Consider the following 15,379-nt stretch of genomic DNA (forward strand, 5'->3'; position numbering starts at 1 on the left):
AGACTTCCATGAGCAGCACCGCACGAGAACTGATTCCGCCGGAATCCCGGGAGCCTGAAGGCGCTCCCGGGAGAACCGGCAAGGCCAGGGGCGGGCGGGTCCGCCGCCTGTCCGGGCGGGACAAGCTTGTCCTGTCCCTGATGGTAGGCATCCCCACCCTGATCGAACTGACCCTGGTGTGGCTGCCCATGCTGATGTCGGTGGGCCTGAGCTTCACCCGGTGGAACGGCCTGGACCTGGGCGACATCCGCTCCGCCGGCCTGGACAACTACCAGTACATCTCCCAGGACTACCCGCCGTTCTGGCCGGCGGTGCAGCACAACATGCTGTGGCTCCTGTTCCTGGCACTCATCGCAACGCCGCTGGGCCTGCTGCTGGCTGTGCTGCTGGACCAGAACATCCGCGGCAGCAAGATCTACCAGAGCATCTTCTTCGCCCCCGTGATGTTGTCGCTGGCGCTCATCGGCATCATCTGGCAGCTCTTCTACCAGCGCGATAACGGGCTGCTGAACTTCCTGCTGGGCACGGCCGGGACGCCGCAGGCCGTGGACTGGTTCGGGGACTCCTCGGTGAATATCTGGGCAGCCATGATCGCGGCCACCTGGCGGCATGCCGGCTACGTCATGCTCCTGTATCTGGCCGGGCTCAAGGGGGTGGATCCCAGCCTCAAGGAGGCCGCCGCGATCGACGGGGCCAACGGCTACCAGACGTTCTTCCGCGTGGTGTTTCCGGCCATGCGCCCCATCAACATCGTGATCGTGGTCATCACCATCATCGAGTCGCTGCGGGCCTTTGACGTGGTGTACGTCATCAACCGCGGCACCAACGGCCTGGAAATGCTCAGCGCCCTGGTGATCCAGAACCTCGTGGGCGAAGGCCAGGTGATCGGCGTCGGCTCGGCCCTGGCGGTGGTGCTGCTGGTCATTTCCCTCGTCCCCATCGTCTTCTACCTCAGCCGCACGTTCGGCAAGGAGAACAAAGCATGAGCACCACCACAGCCCGCGCCGGCGGACAAGATACCGCCCCCGCCCCCAGGTCCGGCAGCCGGCCGAAGCGCCACTACGGGACCCACATTTTCCTGACGGTCATGGCCGTCATGTGGCTGATCCCGTTGGGCTGGTCCGTCTTCACTGCCCTCCGGCCGGTGGCGTCCACCAACGAGCACGGCTATTTCAGCCTGGCCGGGGCCTTCAATTTCGACAACTTCATCCAGGCCTGGACGCAGGGCGGATTCGCCACCTATTTCTGGAACTCGGTCATCATCACGGTTCCCGCCGTGCTCGTGACCCTGTTCCTGGCCTCCCTGATGGCGTTCGCCGTGAGCCGGGTGAGCTGGAAGTTCAACATCACCCTGCTCATCATGTTCACCGCCGGCAACCTGCTGCCGCCGCAGGTCCTGGCCGCGCCGTTGTTCGAGATGGCCAAACACTTCGAAGTGCCATATTCCTTCAGCGATTCCGGCAACATGCTGAACACGTACATCATCGTCATCGCCGTCAACACGGCCTTCCAAATGGGATTCTGCACGTTCGTGCTCTCCAACTACATGAAGGCACTCTCCGCCGACCTGACCGAAGCCGCGTTGGTGGACGGCGCCGGCATCTGGCGGCAGTACCGCGAGATCATCCTGCCGCTGTGCCGGCCGGCGTTTGCTGCGCTCGGCACCCTGCAGGTCATCTTCATCTACAACGACTACTTCTGGCCGCTCCTGTTCATCCAGAGCGGCAACCGGCTCCCGATCACCACTGCCATCAACAACCTCCAGGGCCAGTTCCTGAACAACTACAACCTGCTGGCGGCCGGCGCCGTGATCACGGTCATCCCCACGCTGGTGATCTACCTGCTCCTGCAGCGGCAGTTTGTTGCGGGGCTGACTCTTGGTTCTTCCAAGGGGTAGACCATGATGGAACCTGACGGGGGCAGCACTCCCCCGCCCGCAGCCCGAAAGGAATTCCATGCTCCCCGCAGCACGCCACCAGGCAATCGTGGACGCCGTCCAGCGCGAGAGGGTGGTCCGCGTCTCGGACCTGGCCCAGCAGCTTGGTGTGTCGCTCATGACCGTTCGGCGGGACATCGAGCTGCTCGAGGAAGGCGGCCGGGTGGAGCGGATCCACGGCGGCGCCAAGCTTCCCGGCGATGCCAGCACGCACGAACCGGGCTTCGAGCAGAAATCCACGCAACTCACAGCCGAGAAACGGGCCATTGCCCTGGAAGCGGCGTCGCTTGTCCATGAAGGGATGGCGGTGGGGCTGGGCGCCGGAACCACCACGTGGGCGCTGGCCAAGGAGCTTGTCAACGGACCACGGATCACGGTTGTGACCAACTCCATCCGCATTGCCGACGTGTTCCATCACGGCTCATCCTCCGGTGCCGGACGGTACGGTTCCACGGTGATCCTGATCGGCGGCGAACGCACGCCGTCGGACGCGCTGGTTGGACCGATTGCGACGGCGGCGCTGAAGCAGCTGCACCTGGACCTGCTGTTCCTGGGCGTCCACGGCATGGATCCCGATGCCGGCTTCACCACGCCCAACATGCTGGAGGCCGAGACTGACCGCGCGTTCGTGGCGGCCTCGCGCAAGGTGGTGGTGGTGGCCGACCACACCAAGTGGGGCACGCAGGGCATGAGCACCATCGCGGGGTTCGAGGAGGCCGATGAGGTCATCAGCGACGCCGGCCTCAGCTCGGACGCGCGCCGGTTCCTGCAGGAAAGCGTCAGCCGGCTGCGGATCGTCGACGCCGGCTAGCGGTGTTGCCGGAAAGCTCTACGGGCAGCCGCAGGACTGCCTGACCAGCAGCTTCGTGGGAAAGACGTGGTGCCGGGGCGGCTCGCCGCGGCCCGCACCGACCAGCGCGCGCACTGCGGCGTCCGCCATGGCGCGGACCGGCTGTTCCACGGTGGTCAGCGGGGGCCAGGAATATTCGGCCTCCACTGAGCCGTCGAAGGCGGCCAGGGCAATGTCGTCCGGCACAGTGAGTCCCGCTTCGTGCAGGGCCCGCAGGATGCCCACCGCCTGCATGTCCGAACTCGCAAAAACAGCGGTGGGCCGGTGCCCCGACGCCAACAGGCGTTTTCCCGCGGCGTAGCCTCCGTCCCGGGTGAAGGCGCTGCGCGCGATCGGGCCCTCAGGCAAGCCGGCGGCCTTAAGCGCCTGCAGCCAACCCTGTTCGCGGTCATCGGCCTCATTGGCCGTGGTGGTACCCATGGCCAGTCCGATGTTGGTGTGCCCATGCCCGATCAGGTGTTCCACGGCAGTGCGGGCACCTGCGGCGAGGTCCACGCCAACGCTGGTGACGCCGGCGGGCCTCTCGCTGTGGCTTAGCAGGACCGATGAAATCTCCGCCGCTTCCAGGTCCGCAAGGTCCGGTTCGGAGAGGACGCTGGCGAGCACCACTCCGTCCACCTGGCGCGCGGCGAGGTTCCGGATGTGCCGGCGTTCCTTGGCGAGGTCGCCGTCGGAGTTGGTCAGGAACAACGCGTAGCCGAGCTCGCCGGCAGCGTCTTCCACCGCGTGCGCCAGCAACGAAAAGAACGGGTTGCTGTTGTCCGGAATGATCAGGCCGATGGTCTCGCTGGACCCGAGTTTGAGCGCGCGTGCGGCGGCGTTGGGACGGTAGCCCAGGACGCGGATCGCGTCCTGGACCTTCGCTTCCGTGGCAGGTGCCACCCGTTTTGGGCCGCCGTTGACAACGTAACTGACCACCGCCGTGCTCACACCCGCATAGCGGGCAACATCCTTGCGGGTTACCGGACCTCGGGTCGGGTGCGTTGCGGGAATGGTCATGGAGTACATGCTAGCTATGCGTCCCGCGGTGCGTCGCCAAAATCGCGGATGGGCAAGCGTTCGCCGTTCTGCTGGGCCGAGGCATGCGCCACGATTCCGGGAAGCGTGAACCGCGCGGCCACCCAGGCATTGACGGGCGGCAGCGTTCCCTCATTGACTGCCGTCACGAAGTCGTCCACCAGGAACTGGTGGCTTCCCTCGTGCCCGTTCGGGGCGCCGCGGAATTCCTCCGGGAGGCGACTGCGGTCATGCACGGGGGCAAGGCCGGAGATGAACGCGTCGCGCAGTTCCGGGGCGACGTCGGCCAGCGAGGGGTCGTCCAACGGGATGCTGGGCCGGGTTTCCACCTGTTCGGAGATGTCGTGGACGTTTTCCTTGTCCTGCCACACCGTGACCTTGGCCAGCTGCTCGAAGCTGGCTTCGGTGCCGAAGAAGCGGAACCGGGATTCACGGATGTGCGACGGGTACCCCACCCGGCGCATCTCGTTGGTCCGCATCGCGCCGCCGTCGTTCAGTTCAAAGAGCGCGGTGGCGTTCGAGAAGTCGTTGCCGAACATGCTGACTTCCTTGTCGAAGACGCCGTCCCCGCGGTCGTCCTTGACGCCGATGCAGCTGACACTGACCGCGTGGGACGGCAATGCGCCCAGGACGCCGCCGATGGCGTGGGTGGGGTACAGCATGGGCGGGTAGCTCGCCGTCGACTTCCAGGTGTCTCCGCCGCTGTACTGGTAGGCGTCGTAGAAGCCCAGGTCCATGTCGTGGACGTAGTCGCCTTCGCTGTAGAAGATCCGGCCGAATTTGCCGGCGGCGTGCTGGTTGCGGGCGTAGACAGTGGCGGGGTTGTAGTAGCTGGTCTCCCCCATGGCGTAGACCAGCCCGGTTTCCTTCACGGCCTCGATGATGCGCTCGATCTGTTCTTCCGAAACTGCCATGGGCACTGCGGAGTAGACGTGCTTGCCGGCGCGGAGCGCCTGCTCCACCAGCGGACCGTGGGTCCAGCGCTGCGTGAAGATGGCGACGGCGTCGACGTCGGACGCCAGCAGCTCCTCGAAGCTTGCCTTGGTGCCGTCGAGCCCCCAGCGCTCCTGCGCCGCCGCGGCGCGTTCCGGCCGTTCGTCGACGGCGTAAACCTCGCTGACGCCCGGGTGGAGCTTAAATAGATGGGCGAAATGGCCGCCGAACTGTCCGACACCGACGACTCCTATTGAAAACGCCATTGTTTACCTTCCCTTGGATGGCCCGCGATTGCGGGCATGAAGGCCCCGGTTGGGCCTGGGCCAAAGTCTTCCACCCGAATCTACTCGAGTCAACGAGTTATCAAGTGCAGCCGTAATTTTCTTTGTTTGCAGGAAAAAATACTTGCCACCCCCAATCTACTCGTGTAGATTCATCATCAGTTGTTACCCACATCACAGTCAGGAAAGGGTCGATGATGACCACCCTTACCAAGCAGCAACAGGACCCGGCAGCCCGGGCCGGACTCCCCAAGGCAGGGAAGACCGCCCGTAAGGGCCGCCTCCGCCGGCTCGGCGACTTGAAGATGGCATTGTTCTTCATCTTCCCGGCAATGATCGGCTTTGTTCTCTTCTATCTGGTGCCCACCATCCGGGGCGTCTACCTCAGCTTCACCGAGTACAGCATCCTGGGCGACCCCACGTGGATCGGCATCAAGAACTACACCGCCATGCTTGGCGATGAACTGTTCTGGAACGCCATGGGGGTTACCGTCCAGTACGTCGGCCTGAACATCGGCTTCCAGACCGTGATCGCCCTCGGACTGGCCCTCCTGATGCACCGGGTGGCAAAGTCCACGTTCATCCGCGGCGCGTTGCTGCTTCCCTTCCTGGTGGCCAACGTCATCGTCGCCCTGTTGTGGTTCTGGATGCTCGACTACCAGATCGGCATCGTCAACGAAATCATCAACTGGATGGGCCTGCCGCGCATCGCCTTCTTCGGCAGCGAGCAATGGGCCATCCCCACCATCGCCGCCGTCAACGTCTGGCGGCACATGGGCTACACGGCCCTCCTGCTCTTCGCCGGGCTGCAGTCGATTCCCAACCACGTCTACGAGGTTGCTTCGCTGGACGGGGCGTCCCCCACCCGGACCTTCTGGAGCATCACCATGCCGCTCCTGCGTCCCGTGTTGGTGCTGGTGCTCGTCGTAACCGTCATCGGTTCGTTCCAGGTGTTCGACACCGTGGCAGTGACCACCGGCGGCGGGCCCATCAACGCCTCCCGCGTCATCCAGATGTACATCTACCAAAAGGCCTTTGGCGAATCGGACTTCGGCTACGCATCGGCCCTGTCCGTCATTCTCTTCCTCATTCTTGCCCTGGTGGCCTTCGTGCAAATGAAGTTCCTCAAGGGCAACGAATCGGATCTGGACTAAGGAACCCCAGCCATGAGCACCTCCACACTCACCCGCAAGTCCGTCAACAAAGTTCCCGTCAACAAGAAGCCCGTCAACTGGCGGCGCGTCGGAGCCTGGGCCCTCGTGGCCGTCGCAGTCGCCGTCACCGTGGCACCCTTCCTGTGGATGCTCCGCACGGCACTGTCCACGAATGCCTCGTTGGCCTCCAACGCCGGCAACCTCCTTCCCGCCGACTTCAACCTCGGGGCCTTCAAACGGGTCCTCGGAATGCAGAGTCCCGAGGAGGCCATCGCCGAGGGAGGCTCGGGAGCTGCGATCAACTTCTGGCTCTACCTGCGGAACTCGATCATCTTCGCCAGCGTCACCACGGCAGGGCAGGTCTTCTTCAGCGCCATGGCAGCCTACGCGTTCTCCCGGCTCCGCTGGCCCGGACGGAACGCCGTATTCGGTCTGTTCCTGGCCACCATGATGGTCCCGCCGATCTTCACAGCGCTGCCGAACTTCCTGATGATCAAGAACCTGGGCCTGCTCAACACCTTTGCCGGCATGACGCTGCCCTTCCTGTTCATGACCCCGTTCGCCATCTTCTTCCTGCGCCAGTTCTTCCTCAGCATGTCCCGGGAAGTGGAAGAAGCCGCCATGCTCGACGGCGCCAAGCACCTACGGATCTTCTTCCAGATCGTCCTGCCCAACGCAGCGGCGCCGCTGGCCACACTGGCCCTCCTCACTTTCATCGGCCAGTGGAACGAATACTTCTGGCCGCTCCTGGTGGGCCAGGACGAAAACGTCCGGGTGCTCACGGTGGGCCTGGGCGTCTTCAAGTCCCAGTCGCCGCAGGGCGCCCCCGACTGGACCGGCCTGATGGCCGCAACGCTCGTGGCCGCACTCCCGGTGCTCCTGCTGTTCATTGCCTTCGGCAAGAAGGTGGTCAACTCCATCGGCTTCTCCGGAATCAAGTAACACCCCCAGTTCACTTTCCCCAGAAACACGTTCGTCTCCAGAACCACCCTCGAAAGGTCCATCATGAAGAAAACCATCGGCGTCGCAGCTGCCGCCGCGGCAATCGCACTGTCCCTCTCCGCCTGCGGCGGAGGCAGCACCGCCTCCACCGAGGCCAAGGGCGAAATCAACTACTGGCTGTGGGACGCCAACCAGCTTCCTGCCTACCAGCAGTGCGCTGACGATTTCACCAAGGCCAACCCGGACATCAAGGTCAAAATCACCCAGCGCGGGTGGGATGACTACTGGACCACCCTGACCAACGGCTTCGTCGCCGGCACCGCCCCGGACGTCTTCACGAACCACCTCTCGAAGTACCCTGAGTACGCCGCCAAGAAGCAGCTGCTCTCCCTCGATGACGCCGTGGCCAAGGACGGCATCAAGCTGGACAGCTACACCAAGGGCCTGCCGGAGCTGTGGGTCGGCCAGGACGGCAAGCGCTACGGCCTGCCCAAGGACTGGGACACCGTCGGCCTGTTCTACAACAAGGCCATGGCCGACTCGGCCGGCCTGACCGCCGAGCAGATGGCCAACCTCGACTGGAACCCGAAGGACGGCGGCAGCTACGAGAAGGCCATCGCCCACCTCACCGTGGACAAGAGCGGCAAGCGCGGCGACGAGGCCGGCTTCGACAAGAACAACGTGGCTGTCTACGGCCTGGGCCTGGCAGGCAGCGGCTCCGGCCAGGGCCAGACCGAATGGAGCTTCCTCAGCGCCACCACGGGTTGGACCGCCACTGACAAGAATCCCTGGGGGACCAAGTTCAACTACGATGATCCCAAATTCCAGGAGACCATCGCCTGGTGGGCCGGCCTGATCGAGAAGGGCTACATGCCCAAGCTGGAAACCACCGTTGGCGCCAGCCTGGCGGACAACTTCGGTGCCGGCAAGGCGGCCATCAACACCACGGGTGACTGGCTGATCGGCCAGTACAAGACCTACAAGGGCGTGGAGACGGCGTTCGCCCCCACCCCCAAGGGTCCCGACGGCAAGCGTGCCAGCATGTTCAACGGCCTGGCCGACTCGGTCTGGGCGGGCACCAAGAACCCGGCAGCATCCGTCAAGTGGGTTGAATACCTCGGCTCCACCGCGTGCCAGGACGTTGTGGCTTCCAAGGCCGTCGTCTTCCCCGCCATCACCAGCTCCTCCGAAAAGGCAGCCGAAGCGTTCAAGGCCAAGGGCACCGACGTCTCGGCCTTTACCACCCACGTCGAGGACGGCACCACGTTCCTCTTCCCCATCGCGGACAAAGCGGCCAAAGTTGACGGCATCATGAAGCCCGCAATGGACGCCGTGCTCTCCGGCAAGAAGCCTGCCAGCTCCTTGACCGAAGCCAACAACCAGGTGAACGATCTCTTCAAGTAGACCTCACCTGTAGTGGCTGCGTAGTGGTCGCAGCCACGGCCCCGGGTGCCGCCGTTTCATCCTCGCGAAGCGGCGGCACCCGGGGCGCTCCACACCGCACCTTCATACGAAACACACCATACAAACCCCGCGGGCAGCGTCACGGTACGCTCACCGCCACATCGAAAGAGTAACCCCATGGATCCCCTGCACCTCCGCTCCGCCGGCACCAGCCTGGTGATCAGCTTCGACAGCGGGGAGGCCGAGGTCATTCATTGGGGCGCCGATCTGGGCGCTTCACTGCCCGATCTGGCAATCCTCGGCGAACCGATCCCGCCCTCCGCCGTCGACGCCGCCGTCCCCGCCGGGCTGCTGCCGCAGGCATCGTCGAGCTGGCGCGGACGCCCTGCCCTCCGCGGGCACCGGATCGCCGACGGCGTGCCCGGCTACGATTTCTCCGTCCGCCTCCGCGTCGCGGACGTCAAAACCGGCGGAAAGTCCGCCGCCGGGAATTCAGCTGTGATTGTCCAGTCAGATCCGGACGCCGGCATCACCGTCGAATCCACGCTGGAACTGCACGCCGGCGGACTGCTGGAAATGCGCCACACCGTCACCAACACCGGCACTTCACCCTTTCAGCTCGACGAACTGGCCACCGTGCTGCCGGTGGCTCCTGACGCCGTCGAACTCCTTGACCTGACCGGACGCTGGTGCCGTGAACGCCACCCGCAGCGCCGGGCCATCCAGCAGGGAACCTGGGTACGGACAGGGCGGCACGGGCGCACCGGCCACGATTCCTCGCTGCTGCTGGCGGCCGGCACGGCGGACTTCGGCAACCGCCATGGCAGGGTCTGGGCCACCCACCTTGCCTGGAGCGGAAACCACGAACAGTTCGCGGACACCATCGGCGACGGCCGGACCATGATCGGCGGCTCCGAGCTGCTGGGCCCGGCCGAAGTAATCCTCGAGCCGAACGGCAGCTACACCACCCCCGCACTCTTCGCGGCGTACTCGGACCGCGGCCTGGATGGCATCAGCGAGGCCTTCTACAGCTGGTTCAGGAACCGTCCGCACCACGTGCTGCCCTCGGCGTCAGCCGTTTCAGGCGCAGGCAAGGCGGGAACCGGCAAGGCCCGGCCCGTGGTGCTCAACGTCTGGGAAGCCGTCTACTTCAACCACGATCTCAGCACGCTGATCGAACTGGCGGATTCGGCGGCGGACCTGGGCGTGGAACGCTTCGTGCTCGACGACGGCTGGTTCCGTGGCCGCCGGCATGACCAGGCGGGCCTCGGCGACTGGTACGTTGACGAGGGCCTGTGGCCGGACGGCCTCACACCGCTGATCGAGGCCGTCACGTCCCGCGGGATGGAATTCGGCCTCTGGGTTGAGCCGGAAATGATCAACCTGGACTCCGATGTGGCGCGCGCCCACCCGGAATGGATCGTTGGACCCGCTGTCCGGTCCCACAAGGACGGCGGCCGGCTGCCACTGACCTGGCGCCATCAGCACGTGATCGACCTGGTCAACCAAGAGGCCTGGCAGTACGTCTTTGACCGCATCGACGCCCTGCTCCGCGAAAACAACATCAGCTACCTGAAGTGGGACCAGAACCGGGACCTCACCGAGCACGGCCACGCCGGGCGCTCCTCCGTGCACGAGCAGACACTCGCCGCCTACCGCCTCTTTAGCGAGCTCAAGGGGGCCCACCCGGGCCTGGAGATTGAGAGCTGTTCGTCCGGCGGCGCCCGCGTGGACCTGGGGATCCTGGAAACGACCGACCGGATCTGGGCTTCGGACTGCAACGACGCCCTGGAGCGCCAGACCATCCAGCGCTGGACCGGTCTGGTGGTGCCGCCGGAGCTGGTGGGCGGTCACATCGGCCCCACCACGTCCCACACCACGGCACGCACGCACGACATTTCGTTCCGAGCCATCACTGCCTTCTTCGGGCACTTCGGCCTGGAATGGGATGTCCGCCAGGTCCACGGCGCGGAGCGCGAAGAACTCAAGCGGTTCATCGGCCTTTACAAGGAGCACCGCGGCCTGATCCACTCCGGCCGGATGGTCCGCGCCGACGTTGCCGACGATTCGCTCATGCTTCACGGCGTGGTGTCCCAGGGCACCCCGGCGACCGGAGACACGGCCGCACTGTTCGCGCTGGTCAGCACCAGGACCTCGTTCGCGGAGCGTCCGGGACGCATCAGCATTCCGGGACTGGACCAGGACCGCAGCTACCGGGTTGAGGCCATCTTCCCGACGCCCGGCGACGCAGACTATGCGCACAACTTCACCCAGGCGCAGCCACCGGCCTGGCTGGCCGCCGGAGCGGAAGCCAGCGGCCGGTTCCTGGCCGAGGTGGGGCTGCCCATGCCCGTCCTCAACCCGGAACACGCACTGCTGCTGCGCTTGACTGCCGTGTAGGTTCAGCGACTCCCAAAGAGCCTGCCGGCCGGGTACCAAACCCGGCCGGCAGGCTCTCTGCTTTCCACGTCCGCTTAGCGGGCGTCCAAAGTCCGCTTAGCGGGCGTCGACAAGGACCACCTCGTACTTGCTGGCCCCTTGAACGCCGAACTTCGCGTTAACCACGGCGAGGGTATCGCCGAACAGGGCCGCCGTCGTCGGGACCTGGAAGTCAGGGCTGGTGATGACGTCCTTGACCTCGAAGGAATCCAGCCGGGAGTCCAGCCGGACGCGGCTCACCTGGTTGATCATGTTTTGAACGGCCCAGAGGGTGTTCCCCTTCACCACAATCCCGTCCACGTAGGGCAGGCTGGCACCTGTGATCTTTGCACTGTCGGCGGTCTCACCGGAGCCCGGCTCCACCGTATACAGGGCTTCGTTCGCGGAATGGGCCAGTATCAGGGTCCGGCCGCCCCGGACGGCCGCAATGCCGTTCAGGTTGAAGTCGGCGGGAGTCTCTGCAGCAGGTCCTTTCAGCGTGAGCGTCCTGACGTCGTCGCCCGGCTTGCCGTGTCGGTCAACGGGGACGAAGTACAGCTCGCCCTTCGTGGAGTTGGTGAACCAGGCGCCGTCATCCGTCACCGCGACGTCGTTGATGAAGGCCGGATCCCGGGTCAGCTGGTAGGTGGCCACAGTCTTCCGCGAGCCGGTGTCATAGACGTAGGCCTGGCCGGTGGTGCCGCCGGCAACGAAGAGCAGGCCGTTCTCCACGTCAACTTTCATGCCAACCGCCATCCGGCCGTCTGGAACGTCGATGAAGAGCCTGGCGGTTCCACGGCGGGTATCTCCGCGGTAGATGTCCCCCTTGAACAGGTCCCCGGCGAAAAAGGTGGTGCCCTCGCCCTCAGCTATGCCTTCGGCGGACGACGCGCCGGGAAGCTCGATGACCTTGTCATCGCCCTTGGTCGACGGCGGACCGGCAGACGCGACGGGTGCCGGAATGATGAGTGCTGCGAGGGCCACCAGTCCCACGGCGGCACGGCGCATTGCTTTTCCTGAATCCACATTTTTGCAGCGCATGATGACGCTCTCTCCAGATCGGGCTTTTCGCGCGAGCTGACCGGTACGGGAGCTCCGCACGATGGTCCTTCAAGTCTAGGCACCGGCACAAAGCGTGGCCAGAGGCCCGGAAATGGCATGCGTGCCAAGATGAAGCATGACCGATTCGTGTGAGGTTTTGGTGGTGGGCGCCGGGCTTGCAGGGCTCCAGTGTGCCCGGGAGCTGCAGGCAGCCGGGCGTGACGTGCGGGTGTGGGAAGCGGCCGACGACGTGGGCGGCCGGATCCGCACGGAGCACGTGGACGGATTCCTGGTGGACCGCGGGTTCCAGGTTCTGAATCCCGCCTATCCGGCCGTCCGCCGCTGGGTGGACGTCAGTGCCCTGGAGCTGCAGCCGTTCGGCGCCGGGCTCGGTGTGCGACGTGACGACGGTCTCGCGGTGCTGGCCCATCCCCTGCGCGAACCGCAGCTGATCGCCAGGACCGTTGGCAGCGGCCTTGCGTCGCCGCGCGAGGTGGCAGCCCTCCTCCGCTGGGCGGCTCCCGCCGTCGTCCGGTCCTGGCGGCAGTACGACGGCGGCGGACGTCGCGCCGCCGTGTCTGGCCGGGACGTGACGCTGCGGCAGGCACTGGACGGTGCGCGTGTGGCGGGCGAACTCCGCCGGGTGGTTGAACTGTTCTTCGCCGGGGTGCTCCTCGAAGACGACGGCAGCACCTCCAACGACTTCGCCCGGCTCCTGCTGCGCACCTTCGCGCTCGGAGTGCCGGGGCTGCCGCGAATGGGCATGCAGGCCCTGCCGCGGCAACTGGCCGCCTCGCTCGCCACGCCTGTCCGCACCGGGATAAAGGTGAATTCCATCCGGCGCGAAGGCGGCTCCATGCTGGTCCGTGCCTCCGGTGCCGAGCTCCGGGCAGAGCAGGTGGTGGTGGCTACGGACCCGGCCGGCGCCGAAACCCTGGCGCCAGGAAACCACGGCGGCGGTGCGGCGGGCGGCGTTCCTGCCATGAAGGGGGTGCTGACGCACTGGTTCGCGGCCGGCGAGCCTCCGTCCCGGCTGAACCTGCTCTGCGTTGATGCGCGGGAGCGGCCCGGCGGCCCCCTGGTCAATACGGCGGTCGTTTCCACCGCAGCTCCGGGTTATGCCCCCGCCGGCAGGCACCTTGTGCAGACGTCGGCGCTGCTCGGCCCCGGCCGGCCGGTGCCCGGCGATGACGCAGTCCGCCGGCACGCCGCTGAAATCTACGGAGCGGATGCCACCGGATGGGAACTGGTGGCCCGGCACGAAGTTCCGAATGCCCTGCCGGTCCAGCCTCCTCCGTTGGGGTCCCCGCAGCCAGCTGAGATCTCACCCGGAGTCTTGATCTGCGGCGACCACCGCGCCACCGCCTCCATCCAGGGCGCCCTCGAAAGCGGCCACCTCGCGGCGCAGGCTGTCCTGCGCGCGGACTTCCGGTAGCGCGGATGCGGTTATCCGTGTCCCGGCACATCGAGGCGCCCGCCGCGGACGTGTGGGAGCTGCTCACCGACGTCGGCCGCTGGCGTGAATGGGGGCCTTCCGTGACGGGTGCAGAACTGGACTCGCCCGGCTTCACCGCCGGCAGCACCGGGCGGGTGCGGACGGTTACCGCTGTCACATTGCCCTTCACGGTGACGGAATACCGGGCGGGCCGTTCCTGGTCCTGGTCCGTGGCCGGAATCCGCGCGACCGGGCACCTTGTGGTTCCGGAAGGGGACGGCTGCCGGGTCACGTTCACGGTTCCTTGGTGGGCGCCCGCCTACCTCCCAGTTTGCTCTGCGGCACTGCGCCGCATCGCCAGGATCACGGTCCGCCCCGTCAGCCCGCCGTAAAGAACAGCGCACGCCGCCTGCGAAGCGATAGATTTGCTCTCATGACTGAAGCCTCCCCCGCCACCGAAGCCGGCCGCGGCACCATCCTTGTCCTCAACGGACCCAACCTGAACCTGCTGGGTACCCGGGAACCGGAGAAGTACGGCACCGCAACGCTGGCCGACGTCGAACAGCTCGCCAAGGAGGCCGCCGCCGCCTACGGCCTGGAGGTTGAATGCTTCCAGTCCAACCACGAGGGTGCGCTGGTTGATGCCATCCACGCCGCGCGGGGCAAGGCCATCGGCATCGTCCTCAACGCCGGCGCCTACACCCATACGTCTGTGGCCATCCGCGACGCCATCTCCGCAGTACAGCTGCCCGCGGTGGAAGTCCACATCACCAACGTCCATGCCCGTGAAGAGTTCCGGCACCACTCGTATCTTTCGGACATCAGCAAGGCCGTGATCGCCGGCGCCGGCGTGATGGGCTACCGGTTCGCCGTCGAATACCTCGCAGAACTGAACGCCGGCAGGGCCTGATCATGGGCGCGGGGAACGCGGGCACAGCGGACTGGTACCGGAACTTCGGTACGGTCGATGCGCCGGCGTCCTCCCCGTGCTACGCAGAGTGGTCGCTGGGAATCGCCGGCGATCCTGAACTGATCAGCCGCATTGAACAGTGGCCGCACAACAAGCGGCAGCCCCTGCTGATCCTGGCGGCAGCGCGGTTCCTGGGCGCCGGGATTACCCCGTACCGAGAGTTCCGGGAGTTCCTCCTGGCGCACTGGGACGAGGTCTCGCGGATCGTGCTCTCCCGCGCCACGCAGACCAACGAGGCAGGCCGGTGCACCACTCTGCTGCCGTCCCTCGCCGTCATCGCCGGCTCGACAGGCCGTCCCCTGGCACTGATCGAGGTGGGTGCCTCGGCCGGGCTCGCGCTGTTTCCGGACAAATACGCTTATGAGTACGACGACGGCGCGTCAGTCACGCGGCTGGTGCCACAACCGGACGGGGCCCGGTCCGCGGCGGAGGAGCCGCCCGTTCTGCGCTGCACCGTGGAAGGGGCCGTCCCGCTTCCCGCAGAGCTCCCCCACGTGGTGTGGCGGGCCGGGATTGACCTGAACCCCCTGGACATCAACGACCCCGACGACGTCGCCTGGCTTGAAGCCCTGATCTGGCCGGAGCAGGACTTCCGCCGCGAGCGGCTGCGCCGGGCCATCGCCATAGCGCAGCAGGATCCGCCGCTGCTGGTGGCCGGCGACCTCAACGAGCAACTGGTGTCGCTCGCCGACCAGGCGCCGCCGGACGCGACCCTGGTGGTATTCCACAGCGCCGTGATGGCCTATCTGGACGCCTCCCAGCGGGAAGCCTTCCGTGCCACGATCGGCACCCTTGCGGCAGAGCGCGGCTGCCACTGGCTGTCCAACGAGGGCCACACGGTACTTGCCCAGGCCGACGGCTCCGTGGTGGTGCCGGAAATGGATGACTCGCGGCTGCAGGGCCGGTTCCTGCTCCTCCAGGACGGTGTGCCCGTGGCCATCGCCGGGCCGCACGGCCAAACCCTGGAGTGGCTCTAGGGCCCCCGCCCGCTTACT

At 66.1% G+C, this 15,379-nt stretch carries 14 protein-coding genes; 11 read left to right on the forward strand and 3 right to left on the reverse strand.

What is annotated here, in order from left to right; all coding sequences use genetic code 11:
- Nucleotides 1–8: 8 nt before the first annotated feature.
- Genes ACSQ1X_RS17275 through ACSQ1X_RS17285 form a run of 3 tightly spaced genes read left to right on the forward strand, consistent with a single transcriptional unit; the run spans nucleotide 9 to nucleotide 2,747 of the window.
- Entirely contained in the window at nucleotides 9–986 is a 978-nt protein-coding gene (locus tag ACSQ1X_RS17275) for a carbohydrate ABC transporter permease (RefSeq protein WP_055804983.1), read from the forward strand.
- Nucleotides 983–1,897: a carbohydrate ABC transporter permease gene (locus ACSQ1X_RS17280; RefSeq protein ID WP_436058559.1), complete on the forward strand. Its 915-nt coding sequence runs from the start codon at nucleotides 983–985 to the stop codon at nucleotides 1,895–1,897. Before ACSQ1X_RS17275 ends, ACSQ1X_RS17280 begins: the two co-directional genes overlap by 4 nt.
- A 58-nt stretch (nucleotides 1,898–1,955) precedes the next feature.
- Complete coding sequence (locus ACSQ1X_RS17285) at nucleotides 1,956–2,747, forward strand: DeoR/GlpR family DNA-binding transcription regulator (protein WP_436058560.1); 792 nt, start codon at nucleotides 1,956–1,958, stop codon at nucleotides 2,745–2,747.
- A gap of 18 nt (nucleotides 2,748–2,765) precedes the next feature.
- On the opposite strand, the gene ACSQ1X_RS17290 is transcribed toward ACSQ1X_RS17285, so the two are convergent.
- Nucleotides 2,766–3,785: a LacI family DNA-binding transcriptional regulator gene (locus tag ACSQ1X_RS17290; protein WP_436058561.1), complete on the reverse strand. Its 1,020-nt coding sequence runs from the start codon at nucleotides 3,783–3,785 to the stop codon at nucleotides 2,766–2,768.
- A gap of 14 nt (nucleotides 3,786–3,799) precedes the next feature.
- Nucleotides 3,800–5,002, reverse strand: coding sequence for a Gfo/Idh/MocA family protein (locus ACSQ1X_RS17295; protein ID WP_436058562.1), 1,203 nt, complete (start codon nucleotides 5,000–5,002; stop codon nucleotides 3,800–3,802).
- A gap of 215 nt (nucleotides 5,003–5,217) precedes the next feature.
- On the opposite strand from ACSQ1X_RS17295, the gene ACSQ1X_RS17300 reads away from it, so the two are divergent.
- From ACSQ1X_RS17300 to ACSQ1X_RS17315, 4 genes are all read left to right on the forward strand, one after another.
- Nucleotides 5,218–6,174 carry a carbohydrate ABC transporter permease gene (locus ACSQ1X_RS17300; protein ID WP_436059364.1) on the forward strand — a complete coding sequence of 319 codons (957 nt, stop codon included), beginning with the start codon at nucleotides 5,218–5,220 and terminating at the stop codon, nucleotides 6,172–6,174.
- Between the two features lie 12 nt (nucleotides 6,175–6,186).
- Nucleotides 6,187–7,116, forward strand: coding sequence for a carbohydrate ABC transporter permease (locus ACSQ1X_RS17305; protein WP_055804993.1), 930 nt, complete (start codon nucleotides 6,187–6,189; stop codon nucleotides 7,114–7,116).
- 63 nt (nucleotides 7,117–7,179) lie between these two features.
- On the forward strand, nucleotides 7,180–8,520 hold the full coding sequence (locus ACSQ1X_RS17310; protein ID WP_436058563.1) for an ABC transporter substrate-binding protein: 1,341 nt from the start codon (nucleotides 7,180–7,182) through the stop codon (nucleotides 8,518–8,520).
- A 177-nt stretch (nucleotides 8,521–8,697) separates the two neighbouring features.
- A complete protein-coding gene (locus tag ACSQ1X_RS17315; protein WP_436058564.1) occupies nucleotides 8,698–10,920 on the forward strand; it encodes an alpha-galactosidase in 2,223 nt (740 codons plus the stop codon).
- Between the two features lie 96 nt (nucleotides 10,921–11,016).
- Here the strand turns inward: ACSQ1X_RS17315 and ACSQ1X_RS17320 are convergent, their stop codons facing one another.
- On the reverse strand, nucleotides 11,017–11,946 hold the full coding sequence (locus ACSQ1X_RS17320; RefSeq protein ID WP_436058565.1) for a hypothetical protein: 930 nt from the start codon (nucleotides 11,944–11,946) through the stop codon (nucleotides 11,017–11,019).
- 169 nt (nucleotides 11,947–12,115) lie between these two features.
- Here ACSQ1X_RS17320 and ACSQ1X_RS17325 point away from each other — a divergent pair, with 169 nt between their 5' ends.
- The 4 genes from ACSQ1X_RS17325 to ACSQ1X_RS17340 are packed head-to-tail and all read left to right on the forward strand — an operon-like array spanning nucleotide 12,116 to nucleotide 15,361.
- Nucleotides 12,116–13,414, forward strand: coding sequence for an NAD(P)/FAD-dependent oxidoreductase (locus tag ACSQ1X_RS17325; protein ID WP_436058566.1), 1,299 nt, complete (start codon nucleotides 12,116–12,118; stop codon nucleotides 13,412–13,414).
- A 5-nt stretch (nucleotides 13,415–13,419) separates the two neighbouring features.
- Nucleotides 13,420–13,806: an SRPBCC family protein gene (locus ACSQ1X_RS17330; RefSeq protein ID WP_436058567.1), complete on the forward strand. Its 387-nt coding sequence runs from the start codon at nucleotides 13,420–13,422 to the stop codon at nucleotides 13,804–13,806.
- Nucleotides 13,807–13,847: 41 nt separating this feature from the next.
- On the forward strand, nucleotides 13,848–14,324 hold the full coding sequence (gene aroQ / locus ACSQ1X_RS17335) for a type II 3-dehydroquinate dehydratase (protein ID WP_055805009.1): 477 nt from the start codon (nucleotides 13,848–13,850) through the stop codon (nucleotides 14,322–14,324).
- A gap of 2 nt (nucleotides 14,325–14,326) precedes the next feature.
- Nucleotides 14,327–15,361 carry a DUF2332 domain-containing protein gene (locus tag ACSQ1X_RS17340; RefSeq protein ID WP_436058568.1) on the forward strand — a complete coding sequence of 345 codons (1,035 nt, stop codon included), beginning with the start codon at nucleotides 14,327–14,329 and terminating at the stop codon, nucleotides 15,359–15,361.
- The last annotated feature ends 18 nt before the right edge of the window (nucleotides 15,362–15,379 follow it).

The sequence above is a fragment of the Arthrobacter sp. LjRoot78 genome (genome assembly GCF_964254335.1).
GTDB lineage: Bacteria > Actinomycetota > Actinomycetes > Actinomycetales > Micrococcaceae > Arthrobacter.